The organism is Faecalibacterium sp. BIOML-A4 (genome assembly GCF_009679665.1).
GTDB lineage: Bacteria > Bacillota > Clostridia > Oscillospirales > Ruminococcaceae > Faecalibacterium > Faecalibacterium taiwanense.
The window spans coordinates 1-15,344 of record NZ_WKZG01000030.1 but is presented as its reverse complement, the minus strand read 5'-3'; the positions used below and the strand labels follow the sequence as shown (position 1 = coordinate 15,344).

The following is a 15,344-nucleotide window of genomic DNA, read 5'->3' as shown; positions in this document are numbered from 1 at the left end:
ACAAATTTTCAATTCTTGAAAATTCTTGCCCCTTTGGGACAGCTTCTTGTTGGGGCGTGCCTGCCCCAAACCCTGCTAGGAACGAGTACAGCAAACTGGAATTTGACTAATCCTACATGTGCATCATATTACACTCATGTAATTATCCTCTACATAAACAGCTTTTCCATCAGCAAGCTTAATCTCATCTTTGCCGTTCGGTAATACTGTTGTTTCAGAACCATTCCAATGGGGGATAATAGGATTGTCAATAATATGTAATCCATCTGTTAAATTTCCCGCCGCATACATACTTCCTGCACTGATTCCGACATATATAAGTCCGTTTTTAATTGCATTATTAAGTATTCTATCAAAACCAGTTCTAGACATTTCACGACAAAGCACAGATACATCACCACCACTGACAAAAACAGCATCAAATTGGTTTAATTCTTCAAAAGTTAATAGCCTTGTAAGCATAAACGGGGTTGTAACATACGAAGAATAGGTTCTTTGATAGTCTTTTGAAAGAATTAATTCCAGATTGTACACTAATATATTTTCGTACTGAATTCCCATTAGAAAGAGTTCATGAAAACATATTGCAAGCGACTCTCTTGCACCATCTGTTTCAATGCCAGCTGTTGGAATATAAAGCACTTTCACATCCTTCGGACACTTTCCAATAATATCAAAGAATTTCTCTTTCATCTTATCGGTCAACCCTGCAGATGTAAGAAATAGATGTTTTCCATTCATATTCTTTTACCTCGTCAAATTCCGATTTACTGGGCTAAGCCGAGTATACCACACTCCACCATGAAAGAACACTCCGATATAGTGAAATTTTGCCATTTTTCTGCGTACGTGCGTACACGCTCCGCAGGGATTCTAAGGGGCTTGACCCCTTGGCACACAGACTTTGGCACAAAGTCTAGTGTGTTACACCTTGTCAGAGGTGTACAGGCTCCCGGTACGCACGTACGCAGCGACTACTCCCAAACGCGCCATATAGGGGGACGACCAAGTTCGCACAAAGCGAACTTGATTCCGCAAAGCAAAAGGCAGGATACCACTATCATAGTGATACCCTGCCTTTGCTCGTTTACCGTTCCGAGTAGTCCTTCCGCAGAACATCCGATAAACAAAAAACGTACCCAAACCCTTTTTCATAAAGAATCGGGTTCGAGTACGAACTGTATGGTGGACGGTACAGGACTCGAACCTGTGACCTCCTGCACGTCAAGCAGATGCTCTACCAGCTGAGCTAACCGTCCATATTCTGTTTTGCCGAAATCAGCTTGATTATATTACCATACCTTCTGCCAAAAAGCAAGTGCTTTTTCAAAAATTGTAAAACTTTTTTAAAGGCAGGGGCGCTGACTGCCCTTTTTACGCGCCAGCGCACATTTGGCGGCGGCAGGCGAAAGGTTTTCTGTTGCTCACACTGTTTTGTTGTGATATAATAATAAAGTTATAATAGGAATAGTATCGGAAGGTATTTGCAGCATGAGAGTTTTGGGCATCGACCCCGGCTACGCTATCGTGGGCTGGGGCGTGGTGGATTACGCAGGCAACCGGTTTGCGCCGGTGGACTTCGGTGCGGTGTGCACCGACGCGGGCGTGCCGTTCGAGCGCCGTCTGGACGAGGTGTATGCAGGCATCAAAGAGGTGATCGAGCGCACCCGGCCCGAGGTGCTTGCCATCGAAAAGCTGTTCTACCAGCACAATCAGACCACGGTCATCGGCGTGGCAGAAGCCCGCGGCGTGATCCTGCTGGCGGCAGCGCAGGCAGGCCTGCCCATCTACGAGTACACCCCCATGCAGGTAAAGCAGGCTGTTACCGGTTACGGCAAGGCCGTGAAAAAGCAGGTGCAGGAGATGACCCGCGTGCTGCTGCATCTGCCCGCCGTGCCAAAGCCGGACGATACCGCCGATGCACTGGCTATGGCCATCACCTTCTGCCACACCAACGGCAACCAGCTCAACCGCTTTGTCCGCCGTGTGGCCGGGCCGATCTGACCCTCTCACCGGTTCCGTCCGCCTGCAGCGGCGCGGCACCGGAGCTCTCCCGAAGGGCGAACTGAACAGAGGAAAATTGGCCGACACAGAAACTGAGAGGGCTTTAAATGATCTACTGTCTGACAGGAAAAATCGTCAAAAAAAGCATGAACGCGGTGGTGCTCAGCTGCGGCGGTGTAGGCTACTATGCCCAGTGCCCGGCCAGCGTGGCCGGGGCCTTGCCCGGCGTGGGCAAGGAAGCCACCATTTATACCGTGATGAGCGTCACCGAGAACGACGTGAGCCTTTACGGCTTTGCCACCGAGGAGCAGCAGGCCTGCTTTGAGATGCTGACCGCCGTGTCCGGCGTGGGGCCTAAGGTGGGTCTTGCCATCCTGAGTGTGATGGAGCCGGACCGCGTGGCACTGGCAATCTCGGCGGGGGACCACAAGGCGTTCAAGGCGGCTTCCGGCGTGGGGCCGAAGCTTGCACAGCGCATCGTGCTGGAGCTGAAGGACAAGGTCGCCAAGGGCTTTGTGGACGGCATCTCGCTGGAGGATGTGGCAGGCGCTTCCGCCGACACACAGGCTTCTCAGGGCAGCAGTCAGGCCATAGCGGCGCTGGTGTCGCTGGGGTACAGCCAGAGCGAAGCAGCGCTTGCCGTTTCCAAGATCGACGCGGCATTGCCCGTGGAAGAGATCATCAAACTGGCCTTGCGCAGCATGGCAGGCAGGAGGTAAAGAATGCAGGACGAAACTGCGCTGTACGGCGCAAAAATGATGCAGCCCGGCATGACGGCGGCGGACAGCGAGGAAAACAACCTCCGCCCGCAGCATCTGGAAGACTATATCGGGCAGGAAAAGGTCAAGCAGAACCTGAAAATCTATCTGGAAGCTGCCAAGCGGCGCGGCGAACCGATGGACCACATCCTGCTCTACGGCCCGCCGGGCCTTGGCAAGACCACACTGGCAGGCATCATTGCCAACGAAATGGGCGTACAGATCCGTATTACCAGCGGCCCGGCCATTGAAAAGCCCGGCGACCTTGCCGCCCTGCTCACCAATCTGCAGGAGGGCGATGTACTGTTCATCGACGAGATCCACCGCTTGTCCCGTCAGGTGGAAGAGGTGCTGTATCCGGCACTGGAAGACTATGCGCTGGATATCATGATCGGCAAAGGCCCCAGCGCCCAGAGCATCCGCATCAACCTGCCGCGGTTCACGCTGGTGGGTGCCACCACCCGTGCAGGCCAGATCACCGGCCCTCTGCGCGACCGCTTTGGCGTGCTGCTCAAGCTGGAGCTGTACAGCCCGGATGAACTGAGCAAGATCATCCAGCGCTCGGCAGGCATCCTCGACCAGCCCATCACGCCGGAAGGCGCTTACGAGCTGGCCAAGCGCAGCCGCGGCACGCCCCGCGTGGCAAACCGCTTTTTGAAGCGCATCCGCGACTTTGCCACCGTGCTGGGCGACGGCATCATTGACCGGGATGTGGCCCTGATGGGCCTCAAGCGGATGGACGTGGACGCACTGGGTCTGGACGAACTGGACCGCAGTATGCTGCGTGCGATCATTGAAATGTACAACGGCGGCCCGGTGGGTCTGGAAACGCTGGCGGCGGCCCTCGGCGAGGAATCCGTCACGCTGGAAGACCTGTGTGAGCCGTATCTGATGCAGATGGGCTTTCTGACCCGGACACCCCGGGGCCGCTGCGCAACGCGGCTGGCCTACGAACATCTGGGCCTGAAAGCGCCGGAGGCCGCTGCGCCCGAGGACAACGGGCAGCAGAGTTTGTTCTGACCCTCTCAGGCCGCTTCGCGTCCAGCTCTCCCGAAGGGAGAGCTTCATGAGCGAAAAACCAAAAGATGCCAAAAAGCTCCCCCTTTTGGGGGAGCTGGCAATGCCGCAAGGCATTGACTGAGAGGGTTCTTCTTTCTATAGAAAGTGGGGTTTTATTATGGGAAAATACTTTGGAACCGATGGCGTGCGCGGTGTTGCAGGCGCAGACCTGACCTGTGAGCTGGCAATGAAGATCGGCCGCGGCGCTGCTGCGGTGCTGACCGGCAGCACCGGCCACCGTCCGCGCATCCTGATCGGCAAGGACACCCGCCAGTCCGGCGATATGCTGGAAGCAGCCCTGACCGCCGGTCTGTGCAGCGTGGGTGCGGATGTGGAAAGTCTGGGCGTTCTGCCAACGCCCGCTGTGGCCTATCTGGTGGGCAAGTACAATGCCGATGCCGGCATCGTGATCTCTGCCTCCCACAATCCGATGGAGTTCAACGGCATCAAGATCTTTGCCGGTACCGGCTATAAGCTGCCGGACGAGGTGGAGAACGAGATCGAGGTCTACATTGACAACGACTGCGCGGGCATTGAGCTGAAGACCGGTGCCGAGGTGGGCCGTGTGTACCGCCGCGATGACGGCCTGCAGGACTATGTGGATCACCTGTACGAGTCCATCCACGGCGACCTGACCGGCCTGAACGTCTGCATCGACTGTGCAAACGGCGCATCCGCAGCAGTGGCACAGAAGCTGTTCCCCCGTCTGGGCGCAAAGTGCACCTTTATCGGCATTGAGCCTGACGGCCAGAACATCAACAAGGGCGTGGGCAGCACCCACCTCGACAATTTGGAAAAGGCTGTTGTAGAGGGCGGCTTCGACTGTGGCATTGCCTTTGACGGTGATGCCGACCGCTGCCTTGGCTGCGACGAAAAGGGTCACGAGATGGACGGCGACAAGATCATTGCCCTGCTGGCCATGACCATGAAGAAAAAAGGCCGTCTGGACGGCGACACCGCCGTGGTTACGGTCATGTCCAATCTGGGCTTCATCAAATATATGGAGAGTCAGGGCATCAACACCGAAAAGACCGCCGTGGGCGACCGCTACGTGCTGGAAAACATGCGCGAGAACGGCTTTGCCATCGGCGGCGAGCAGAGCGGCCATGTGATCCTGCTGCACCATGCCACCACCGGCGACGGTGAGCTGACCGCCGGCAAGCTGCTCAAGCTGCTGGCTGAGAGCGGCAAGAAGATGAGCGAGCTGAACGGCATCTACGCCCAGTATCCGCAGGTGCTGGTGAATGTGACCGCCAACGCCGCCCAGAAGCAGGCATACAAAGAGGACGAGGTGCTGGCCGGTTTCATTGAGAACGAGCAGCAGAAGCTCATGGGCATGGGCCGCGTGCTGGTGCGGGTGTCCGGCACCGAGCCGAAGATCCGCGTGATGGTGGAGGGCCAGGATCTGGACGCCATCCACCGCTGCGCCGACCGCATCGTGGATAAGATCAACAAGCGCATTCTGGGCCAGTAAGAAACGGATAAAAGAGAAGGGAGGACGCTATGCGCCCTGCAGATACCTGGAAAGACTATGAACTGCTGGATGCCACCGACGGCAACCGTCTGGAGCGCTGGGGTGAGACCATCCTCATCCGCCCGGACCCGCAGGTGGTGTGGAAAACGCCCAAGCAGAGCCCGCTGTGGGCAAAGGCAGATGCTGTTTATCACCGCTCCAATCAGGGCGGCGGCGAGTGGGAGTACAAGCGCCGTCTGCCCGAAAAGTGGAAGATCAGCTGCGGCGAGGGCGAGGATAAGCTCACCCTCATCGTCAGCCCCACCGGCTTCAAGCACACCGGCGTGTTCCCGGAGCAGGCTGTCAACTGGGCATGGTACGCCAAAAAAATCCGTGCCGCAGGCCGCCCGGTAAAGGTGCTGAACCTGTTCGGCTACACCGGCGGTGCCACGCTGGCCTGTGCGGCGGCAGGTGCCACCGTCTGCCATGTGGATGCCTCCAAGGGCATCGTGGCGTGGGGCAAGGACAATGCTGCGGCAAGCGGCCTTGCCGACCGGCCCATCCGCTGGCTGGTGGACGACTGTGCCAAGTTCGTTGCCCGCGAAAAGCGCCGCGGCAACACCTACGACGGCATCATCATGGATCCGCCCAGCTACGGGCGCGGCCCCGGCGGTGAGATCTGGAAGCTGGAGGACTGCATCTACGACCTCATCAGCCAGTGCGAAGAGGTGCTGAGCGATACGCCGCTGTTTTTTGCAGTGAACAGCTACACCACCGGCCTGTCCCCGGCGGTCATGGAATATATGCTCAAGACCACGCTGGTGCCCCGCTTTGGCGGCGAGACCAGCTGCGACGAGATCGGCCTGCCGGTCTCTGCCACCGGCGGCGTGGTGCCCTGCGGCGCAACCGCCATCTGGGAAGAGTAAAGCGATTTTAAATGGCCGCCGCGTGCGCTTTGGCCATGTTCAGAAGAAAATAATCTTTTAGTTTCGTGTTTGTCGCGGCCTGCGGGCCGCTCCAAACACATTTTCACAGGAAGACTTAAGAATGGGGTACAGCCCCTTTCAGAGGGGCGCACCACCAGAAAGAGAAACACAAATGGAAGAGACGATTTTAACAGCACAAAATCTGAAATTCCGCTACGACAGCGACCAGCCGGTTTACGCACTGGACGGTGTCTCAACGGAAGTAAAGCGCGGCGAATTCGTGGCCGTGCTGGGTGCCAACGGCTGCGGCAAGTCCACGCTGGCAAAGCACTTCAACGCTATCCTGCTGCCGGAGAGCGGCAAGGTCTACGTGGAGGACATGGACACCGCAGACGACGACAAGCTCTATGATATCCGCCAGACCGTGGGCATGGTGTTCCAGAACCCGGACAATCAGATCGTTGCCACCGTGGTGGAGGAAGACGTTGCCTTTGCACTGGAAAACCTCGGTGTGCCGCCGGAGGAGATGCGCCGCCGCGTGGACGACTCCATGAAGATGGCCGGCATCTATGAGTACCGCGAGCGCGCACCCCACAACCTTTCCGGCGGCCAGAAGCAGCGCGTTGCCATTGCAGGCGTTGTTGCCATGCGGCCGGACTGCCTGATTTTGGACGAAGCCACCGCCATGCTGGACCCCCGGGGCCGTGAGCAGGTGATGCAGACCATCCACTACCTGAACAGGAATATGGGCATCACCGTGGTGTCCATCACCCACTACATGGAGGAAGCTGCGCAGGCAGACCGTGTGCTGGTGATGAGCAAGGGCCATGTGGTGATGGAGGGCACCCCCAAAGAGGTGTTCAGCCAGACCGAGAAGGTGCGCTCCCTGCATCTGGATGTGCCGCAGGCTGCAGAGCTGCGGGACGAGCTGGTGAAGGCCGGCATCCCGATGCCGGAGGGCATCATCGACACCGGCGAATGCGCACAGGCTCTGTACGAGCTTTTGCAGTAAGGGGGGCAGACGCAAATGGCAGATATCATCAAAGTAGAACATCTGAGCTACGTCTACAACCCCGGCATGCCCAATGCGGTCACTGCGCTGGACGATGTGAGCTTTACGGTGGAAGAGGGCGACTTTGTGGGCATCATCGGGGCCACCGGCTCCGGCAAGAGCACCCTCATCACCCACATGAACGGCCTGAACAAGCCTACCAGCGGCAAAATTTATATCGATGGCCGCGACCTGTGGGAAGATCCGGAGAAGATCCGAGACTTCCGCTTCCTCACCGGTCTGGTATTCCAGTACCCGGAGTACCAGCTGTTCGAGGAGACCTGTTATAAAGATATCGCGTTCGGCCCCAAGAACATGGGTTTGGACGAAGCCGAGATCGACCGCCGCGTGCATGAAGCCGCCGATTTCGTCGGCCTTGACCCGGCCCTGCTGGAGCGCAGTCCCTTTGAGCTTTCCGGCGGCCAGAAGCGCCGGGTGGCCGTGGCGGGCGTTATGGCCATGAAGCCCCGCATTCTGGTGCTGGACGAGCCTGCTGCGGGCCTTGACCCGGAGGGACGGGACGACATCCTCAGCGAAGTAAAGGAATACCACAAAAAGACCGGCACCACCGTGCTGCTGGTGTCTCATAGCATGGAGGACATTGCCAAGTACGCCAACCGCGTTCTGGTGATGAGCAACAAGAAAATTGCCATGTACGACACGGTGGAAAAAGTCTTTGCCCGCGCTCCGGAGCTGCTGGAGCTGGGGCTTTCCGTGCCGCAGGTGACGAAGATCTTCCTCAAGCTGCGGGAGATGGGTGTGGATGTGCCCGCTGATGTGTACACCATCCCCTATGCGGTCAAGATGATCCTGGAGGCCAAGCGCCGCCGGGAGGCAGGCGAGAGCCTTGTGCTCCCGCGGGAAGCAAAGAAGGAAGGAGGCGCTGCCGGATGCTGAGAGATATCACCATTGGCCAGCACTTCCCGGGCAACAGTCTGGTGCACCGGTTCGACCCGCGCCTGAAACTGGTGCTGACCATCGCCTATATCGTGCTGCTGTTTGCAGCTTCCAATCCGCTGGGCCTTGCCCTTTCCATTCTGTTCCTTGCAGCAATGTACAAGGTGGCAAAAATTCCCGGCAAAATGATCCTCAAGAGCTTAAAGCCCATCCTGCCCATCGTGATCTTCACAGCAGTGCTGAACCTGTTCTTTGTGTCAGGCGAGGGCGAACCGCTGGTGCACATCTGGTTTTTGACCATTTATGCCGAGGGTGTGCGCTATGCTGTGCTGATGGCAGTGCGCGTCATGGCGCTCATCGCGGGCACCAGCCTGCTCACCTACACCACCAGCCCCATCGTGCTCACGGATGCCATCGAGCAGCTGCTCAAGCCCTTGGGCAAACTGCACTTCCCGGTGCACGAGCTGGCGATGATGATGAGCATTGCCCTGCGCTTCATCCCCACCCTCATTGAGGAGACGGATAAAATTATGAACGCCCAGAAAGCCCGCGGTGCCCAGCTGGATACCGGCAAGATGACCGACCGGGTAAAAGCCTTGGTGCCGGTGCTCATCCCGCTGTTCATTTCGGCCTTCCGCCGCGCGGACGAGCTGGCCATGGCCATGGAATGCCGCTGCTACCGGGGCGGCGACGGCCGCACCCGCCTGAAGGTGCTGCGCTGCGAAAAGCAGGATTATATCGACCTTGCCGTGTGCATCGCCTGCTTTGCAGTGATCCTTGCTTCCCGGCTGGTGTTCCCGAATTTTTAAAGAGGGACCCTCTCAGGCGCTTACGCGCCAGCTCCCCCGAAGGGGGGAGCTTTATGCGCTATAAAGGGGAAAATGTACTTCTGTTAAAAAGAACAAACTTTATCGTCCGCAGAACAAAAGCTCCCCCTTTGGGGGAGCTGGCAATGCCGGAAGGCATTGCCTGAGAGGGTTTTAGACTATGAACTTTTTACTTACCCTTGCCTACGACGGCACGAACTACTGCGGCTTTCAGGTGCAGCCCAATGGCCGCAGTGTGGCCCAAACCTTTCAGGACGCGCTGCAGGCCGTGCTGGGCAGCCGCCCCGATATCAAGGGCTGCAGCCGCACCGATGCAGGGGTGCACGCGCTGGGCTTCAAGCTCAACTTCCACGCCGATACCCGCATCCCGGCGGCAAAGCTCCCGCTGGCGCTCAACCAGCATCTGCCGCCGGACATCCGGGTGCTGGACGCGCAGGTGGTGCCGGAGGATTTCCACGCCCGGTACGCGGCCCATACCAAAACCTACCTCTACCGCATCCACAACCACCCCATCGATTCGCCTTTTGACGCGGCTTATTACACCCGGGTGCCCCGGCATCTGGACGAAGCCAGAATGCAGGCGGCGGCACAGCAGTTTGTGGGCAGGCACGATTTTCTGGCCCTGTGCGCGGCGGGCTCTTCCGCTGCAGCCCATGGCGATACCGTGCGCACCATCACGGACTGTCATGTTACCCGCAAGGGGGACGAGATCGACATTGAAGTGACCGCCGACGGCTACCTGTACAACATGGTGCGCATTCTGGCGGGCACTTTGTGCGAAGCGGGCGCAGGCCGGCTGGACCCGGCGGAAATTCCCGCCATTCTGGAAAGCCGTGACCGCAGCCGCGCCGGGCCGACCCTGCCCGCCAAGGGCCTGTTTTTGAAGTGTGTGGAGTATGATCTGTAAGGAGAACCATTCATGAGCAAAATTCGCCGCGGCGGACATTCCGCCGAAGGGGAGACGCTTTCTGCCGGACGCGTCGAATATCTGGAAGCCGCCCGGGCCCGGGTGCGCACACGGCGCATCCGCCGCACCGTCGTCATCGTAGCGGTGCTGACCATCCTTGTCCTGTTTGCCACCGGCGCAGTGGGGTCTTCCATTGCGCGCGCAAAAGACCTTGTGGATACTGCCGTCATCGCGCTGGCACCAGCCGCAGGCTGGCCGCAGCAGACCGGCATCACCGACCCGGATGCGGTGGCGCAGATGTCCGGCAGCTTTGTGGAGATGGGCGGCGACAGTTGCGTGGTATACAGTCTTGGCGGCACCCGCCTGAACAGCATCCAGAGCGGCTATGCCCGCCCGGCCATTGCTGCAGGCAAGACCCGCTTTGTGCTGTACAACCGCTCCGGCAATGAGCTTCGGGTGGAAAGCCGCACCCAGAATCTTTATACCAAAACCATGGACAGCACCATCTCGCTGTGCGCCGTGGCAGATGCCGGACAGGTGGCTGTTGTGACCGACAGCACCGACAGCGTGGCAAAGCTGACCGTTTACAATTCCAGTATGCAGCAGCAGCTGGTGTGGAACCTGACCAGTGAGCAGGGCACCCCGCTGCGCATGGCCTTTGCGCCGGACAGCCGCCGCCTTGCCGTGGCCGCTGTATCGGCGGTGGGCGGCCAGCTGACCACGAACCTTTATGTACTGCCCCTCTCGCAGGGCGACCCGGTATGCCTTGGCTCCGAGAACAGTGTGCCCCAGTGGATGGGCTGGATGTCCAACGGCTTTTTGCTGGTGCTTTATGAGAACCGCGCCGTGTTGTACAACACGAGCGGCGGCAGCGCAGGCGAACGCGCCAGCTACGATTTTGGCGGCGGCACCCTCGTCAGCGTGTCCAACACCGGTAACGGTGCGGCCCTGCTGCTGAGCAATGGCCAGACCAGCACGGCGGTGCTGCTGGACGGGGAACTGACTGTGGGTTACAGCGGCAGCGTGCTCTCGGCCAGCCAGATCATCCGGGCAAAGAACGACGGCTTCTACCTGCTCACCGACAGCACGGTGGAGCGCTTCAACAGTGTGGGCGAGTTCCAGTGGAGCCAGCCGCTTTCGGCCCGGCCCCGGGCGCTGATCGAGGGTAGGCAGATCATGGTGTTCACCGGCAACACGGTGCAGGTGGTCACACCGCCGGAGCAGACAGCTTCCAGCGGACAGTGATTTTTGGGTGAGAAGATCATGCGTAAATAGCACTCTTGCGGGGAAAGTGATAAAAATAACAGGGAAAACAAGGTATGTTCAAGAATCCGTCATTTCTTTTTGATATCATATGCACGGCAGCATGGATCATTCTGGTGGTGCGCTATGCGCGCAAGGGCTTTCTTTCGTCCATTGTGCAGCTGGTGGGCAACCTGTTCAGTCTGCTGGGGGCCAAGGAGCTTTCCGCTGCCTGCGCCGGCTGGGTGTTCGAACACATGCTGGCAGGCGGCTTTCGCACCCAGATCGCAGCAAACATTGCTGCGGGCGGTGCGGTAGACCTTTCCGGCATTGCGGAAAAGTATGCGGGCTTCCTGCCTGCTTCTTTCCGCGCTTCCATCGTGGCAGCCTGCGAGCGCTCCATTGGCGCTGTGCTGGCCGATAACGCGGTGGTGCTGGCCGATTCCATTGTGGAAAACGTGCTGCAGCCGCTGCTCACACCGGTGATCACGCTGGTGCTGTTCTTCTTGTTCTACGCGCTTTTGCGCCTGCTGGTCAGTATGCTGGTCACGGTGCTGGGCCTTGTGAACAAGCTGCCGGTCATTGGCACGGTAAACCGCGGCCTTGGCTGGCTTGTGGGCGGTGCCACGGCGCTGCTGGATATCTATTTGGTGCTGTGCATCCTGTGGGGTATCATCGTCATCACAGGCGGCAACCTGAATGTGCTCAACGATACGGTGATGAGCAGCAGTCTTTACTACAAAATCTTCAATCTCTTCAACCCTTTCCTGTAAAGGGTTTTGCATAAAGGAGGAACTATGGTCTGTATTCGATGCCAGAAACGTCCGGCGATCATCTTCATCCAGCGGATGGACAATGGTCAGATGAAGCAGGAGGGCTACTGCCTGCACTGCGCCCGTGAGCTGCACATCAAGCCGGTGGACGATCTGATGAAGCAGTTCGGCATGTCGGATCAGGATCTTGATAACATGGAGAACCGCATGGAAAGCATGATGGAGGAGATGGGCGATGCAAACCCGCTCTCCATGATGATGAACATGGCGAACGGCGGCGAGGATGCTGACCCGGACAGCATGGACGAAGATCTGATCCCCGGCAGCAATGCCACCTTCCCGCTGGGCTTTACCAGCAGCGAGAAGAAGGATGGCGACAAAAAGGCCGACCGCAAAAACGGCAAAAAGCCGCCTAAGCGCAAATTTTTGGATACCTATTGCGAGAATCTGACCCGCAAGGCCCGGGAAGGCAAACTGGACGATATCATTGGCCGCGACCGCGAAATTTACCGCACCATCCAGATTTTGAGCCGCCGCCAGAAGAACAACCCCTGCCTCATCGGCGAAGCCGGTGTGGGCAAGACCGCCATTGCCGAGGGCATTGCGGAGCGCATTGCCAAGGGGGATGTGCCCATCGGCCTGAAGGATAAAGAGATTTATCTGCTGGACCTCACCAGCCTTGTGGCAGGCACCCAGTTCCGCGGCCAGTTCGAGCAGCGGGTCAAGGGCCTGCTGAGCGAGGTGAAGGCCGCAGGCAACGTGATCCTGTTCATCGACGAGATCCACACCATCACCTCTGCCGGTGAGAGCGAGGGTGCCATGAACGCGGGCAATATCCTGAAGCCCGCCCTCTCCCGTGGTGAAATTCAGGTCATCGGTGCCACCACCTTCAACGAGTACCGCAAGTATATCGAGAAGGATCAGGCGCTGGAACGCCGTTTCCAGCCCGTGCGGGTGGAAGAACCCAGCGTGGCCGATACCCTTGCTGTGATGAACGGCATCAAGCACTACTACGAGCAGCACCATCATGTGCAGGTGCCTGCCGATGTGCTTTCCGCCACTGTCACCCTGAGTGAGCGCTATATCACCGACCGCTTCCTGCCCGATAAGGCCATCGACCTGCTGGACGAAGCCTGCGCCTGCTGCAATCTGGCCCACCCGGTCATTTCCGAGTATCTTGGGATGCAGAAGGAGCTGGATGCCCTCAAGCAGGAAGAAGCCGAGATGGAGAATGCGGATGTGAACGAGCCCATCGACTACGAGCGCGTGGCCGAGCGCAAGACCCGCATTGCAAAGCTCGAAGCCGACCTGCCCGCAAAGCAGGCTGCTGCCAGCGAGATCCAGGTGACCATGGACGATGTGGCCAAGGTCATCGAGCTGTGGACCGGCATTCCGGCGGTCAAAATTCGGGAGACCGAGTTCGCAAAGCTGGCAAACCTTGAGGGCGAGCTGAAAAAGAAGATCATCGGGCAGGACGAGGCCGTGCATCTGGTAGCGCAGGCCATCAAGCGCAGCCGCGCCGACCTTTCCGGCCGCCGCCGTCCCGCAAGCTTTATCTTTGTGGGCCCCACCGGCGTGGGCAAGACCGAGCTGGTCAAGCAGCTGGCAAATCAGCTGTTCGACGGCCCGGACCCGCTCATCCGTCTGGACATGAGCGAGTATATGGAAAAATACGCGGTGTCCCGCATGATCGGTTCGCCTCCGGGCTATGTGGGCTACGAGGAGGCCGGTCAGCTCACCGAGAAGGTACGCCGCCGCCCCTACAGCGTGGTGCTGTTCGATGAGATCGAAAAGGCGCACCCGGACGTGATGAACATTCTGCTGCAGATTCTGGACGAGGGCAAGATCAACGATGCGCAGGGCCGCACGGTGGATTTTTCCAACACGGTCATCTGCATGACCTCCAACGCCGGCAGCAGCGACCAGAGCACCGGTGGGCTTGGCTTCAATAAGAGCGAGGAACAGCTCAGCGAGGAAAAGACCCGCAAAGCACTGGCCCAGTTCCTGCGCCCGGAGTTCCTTGGCCGCGTGGATGAAGTGATCGCCTTCAAGCCGCTGAGCCAGCAGACGCTGGAGGGCATCGCGGCCCTGATGCTGGACGAGTACAAGCCCGGCATGGAGGCCAAGGGCATCGCATACAGCTATACCCCGGCAGCCCTCAAGGCTCTGGTGCAAAAGAGTCAGGGCGGCAAGTTTGGTGCGCGCGATTTGCGCCGCGTCATTCGCAAAGCCGTGGAAGACCCCGCCGCAGAGCGCCTGATCGACGGCAGCCTTGCTTCCGGCGGCACCCTTGTGGTGGATGCTGGTGAAAACGGCGAGATCATCTTGAAGTAAACAAAGAGAAAGCCCCTGCATCCGTTTTGGAATGCAGGGGCTTTTCTGCTGTTCAGTGCTGTACGGCAAACTGGAACTTGTCGGGGCGAGGCCCCTCCATCTTGCTGCCGCAAGACCGTTCTGTCGCTTAAAAGCCCCACTGGGGCTTTCATTGCTCCGCTTCGCTGCGCAAACGCGAAGTTAGCGATTTCTTTTTCCGGTATTCTCTGTCCCACGGATTTCCTCATGATAGAAATAATCTACGATCACCGGATGCCCCTGCGGGACTCTGCCATAAGGCATTTCATTATCCACAAAGGCACAATCATACTTCTTAGCCATTTCCGCAGCTTTTACTTCAAGTGCTTCAAAGTAGCTGCGGTTATGCTTGTTATAGATCTCGTCGTAAAGTGGTACAAGATCAGGATATTTTCCGGTAATATAATCCATAATTGTCTTTTTGAAACCGCCTCGAAGATTGAGATTTTCGAGCCAGAACAGATCGCACTGATCCTTTACCCGCTCAAAGATTGCTTCAAAATCCGTGATACCGGGGAATACCGGGGATACGAAACAGACCGTACGGATACCTGCTTCATATACCTGCTTCATAGCAGAGATACGGCGCTCAATGCTCGAAGCAGAGTCCATATCGTTCTTGAAATTTTCATCTAGTGTGTTGATCGACCATGAAACGGTTACACGTCCAAGCTTCTTCAGCAGATCAATATCCCGTACCACAAGATCCGACTTTGTGCAGATCAGAATATCTGCGTCACTGCCGATCAGCTGCTCCAGAAGTTTTCTGGTATTCCCGAATTGCTCCTCCTGTGGATTGTAGCCATCTGTCACAGAACCGATGACCACCCGCTGTCCGGCATATTTCTTCGGATTTTTAATTTCCGGCCAATGCTTCACATCAAGGAATGTGCCCCATTCTTCCGTGTGCCCGGTAAATCGCTTCATAAAAGAAGCGTAGCAATACTTGCAGGCATGTGTACAGCCCACATAGGGATTGACCGAGTAACCGCCTACCGGCAGACTAGACTTCGTCATAATGTTCTTTGTTTCCACCTCACGAATGAGGATTCCATTTATTACTTCTTCCATGATTTCTGTACCTCTAACACTTTA

Annotated in this window: 14 protein-coding genes and 1 tRNA gene; 12 read left to right on the top strand and 3 right to left on the bottom strand. The window is 57.8% G+C overall.

All coding sequences use genetic code 11. The features are described 5' to 3' along the window. Nucleotides 1-123 precede the first annotated feature (123 nt). Both GKG34_RS15240 and GKG34_RS15235 read right to left on the bottom strand, forming a co-directional pair. A complete protein-coding gene (locus GKG34_RS15240; protein ID WP_005930833.1) occupies nucleotides 124-741 on the bottom strand; it encodes a Type 1 glutamine amidotransferase-like domain-containing protein in 618 nt (205 codons plus the stop codon). 442 nt (nucleotides 742-1,183) lie between these two features. Continuing rightward, nucleotides 1,184-1,259: transfer RNA gene (locus tag GKG34_RS15235), tRNA-Val, on the bottom strand. A gap of 232 nt (nucleotides 1,260-1,491) precedes the next feature. Between GKG34_RS15235 and ruvC the strand changes: the two genes are divergently transcribed. The 12 genes from ruvC to GKG34_RS15175 all read left to right on the top strand — a co-directional run bounded on the left by ruvC (nucleotide 1,492) and on the right by GKG34_RS15175 (nucleotide 14,231). Next, nucleotides 1,492-2,004, top strand: a complete 513-nt coding sequence (gene ruvC, locus GKG34_RS15230) for a crossover junction endodeoxyribonuclease RuvC (protein ID WP_005943476.1) — start codon at nucleotides 1,492-1,494, stop codon at nucleotides 2,002-2,004. 107 nt (nucleotides 2,005-2,111) lie between these two features. Then, nucleotides 2,112-2,723: a Holliday junction branch migration protein RuvA gene (gene ruvA, locus GKG34_RS15225; protein WP_005943475.1), complete on the top strand. Its 612-nt coding sequence runs from the start codon at nucleotides 2,112-2,114 to the stop codon at nucleotides 2,721-2,723. A gap of 3 nt (nucleotides 2,724-2,726) precedes the next feature. Next, nucleotides 2,727-3,782, top strand: coding sequence for a Holliday junction branch migration DNA helicase RuvB (ruvB, locus tag GKG34_RS15220; protein ID WP_005943473.1), 1,056 nt, complete (start codon nucleotides 2,727-2,729; stop codon nucleotides 3,780-3,782). 157 nt (nucleotides 3,783-3,939) lie between these two features. Next, nucleotides 3,940-5,295 carry a phosphoglucosamine mutase gene (gene glmM, locus GKG34_RS15215; protein ID WP_005943471.1) on the top strand — a complete coding sequence of 452 codons (1,356 nt, stop codon included), beginning with the start codon at nucleotides 3,940-3,942 and terminating at the stop codon, nucleotides 5,293-5,295. A 29-nt stretch (nucleotides 5,296-5,324) separates the two neighbouring features. Next, entirely contained in the window at nucleotides 5,325-6,200 is an 876-nt protein-coding gene (locus tag GKG34_RS15210) for a class I SAM-dependent methyltransferase (RefSeq protein ID WP_097774246.1), read from the top strand. Nucleotides 6,201-6,372: 172 nt separating this feature from the next. Continuing rightward, nucleotides 6,373-7,212: an energy-coupling factor transporter ATPase gene (locus tag GKG34_RS15205; RefSeq protein ID WP_154256810.1), complete on the top strand. Its 840-nt coding sequence runs from the start codon at nucleotides 6,373-6,375 to the stop codon at nucleotides 7,210-7,212. Nucleotides 7,213-7,227: 15 nt separating this feature from the next. Then, nucleotides 7,228-8,148 carry an energy-coupling factor transporter ATPase gene (locus tag GKG34_RS15200; protein WP_005943466.1) on the top strand — a complete coding sequence of 307 codons (921 nt, stop codon included), beginning with the start codon at nucleotides 7,228-7,230 and terminating at the stop codon, nucleotides 8,146-8,148. Then, a complete protein-coding gene (locus tag GKG34_RS15195) occupies nucleotides 8,142-8,957 on the top strand; it encodes an energy-coupling factor transporter transmembrane component T (protein WP_154256808.1) in 816 nt (271 codons plus the stop codon). Before GKG34_RS15200 ends, GKG34_RS15195 begins: the two co-directional genes overlap by 7 nt. 178 nt (nucleotides 8,958-9,135) lie before the next feature. After that, entirely contained in the window at nucleotides 9,136-9,882 is a 747-nt protein-coding gene (gene truA, locus GKG34_RS15190) for a tRNA pseudouridine(38-40) synthase TruA (RefSeq protein ID WP_154256806.1), read from the top strand. Nucleotides 9,883-9,894: 12 nt separating this feature from the next. Beyond that, nucleotides 9,895-11,127, top strand: a complete 1,233-nt coding sequence (locus GKG34_RS15185) for a DUF5711 family protein (protein WP_154256804.1) — start codon at nucleotides 9,895-9,897, stop codon at nucleotides 11,125-11,127. 74 nt (nucleotides 11,128-11,201) lie between these two features. Continuing rightward, the gene (locus tag GKG34_RS15180) at nucleotides 11,202-11,897 is read left to right on the top strand and encodes a hypothetical protein (RefSeq protein WP_097774251.1); all 696 of its coding nucleotides are present in this window, start codon (nucleotides 11,202-11,204) and stop codon (nucleotides 11,895-11,897) included. A gap of 24 nt (nucleotides 11,898-11,921) precedes the next feature. Then, nucleotides 11,922-14,231: an ATP-dependent Clp protease ATP-binding subunit gene (locus GKG34_RS15175; protein WP_154256802.1), complete on the top strand. Its 2,310-nt coding sequence runs from the start codon at nucleotides 11,922-11,924 to the stop codon at nucleotides 14,229-14,231. A gap of 180 nt (nucleotides 14,232-14,411) precedes the next feature. Here the strand turns inward: GKG34_RS15175 and GKG34_RS15170 are convergent, their stop codons facing one another. Further along, nucleotides 14,412-15,320, bottom strand: a complete 909-nt coding sequence (locus GKG34_RS15170; protein WP_154256800.1) for a radical SAM mobile pair protein B — start codon at nucleotides 15,318-15,320, stop codon at nucleotides 14,412-14,414. Nucleotides 15,321-15,344: the final 24 nt, after the last annotated feature.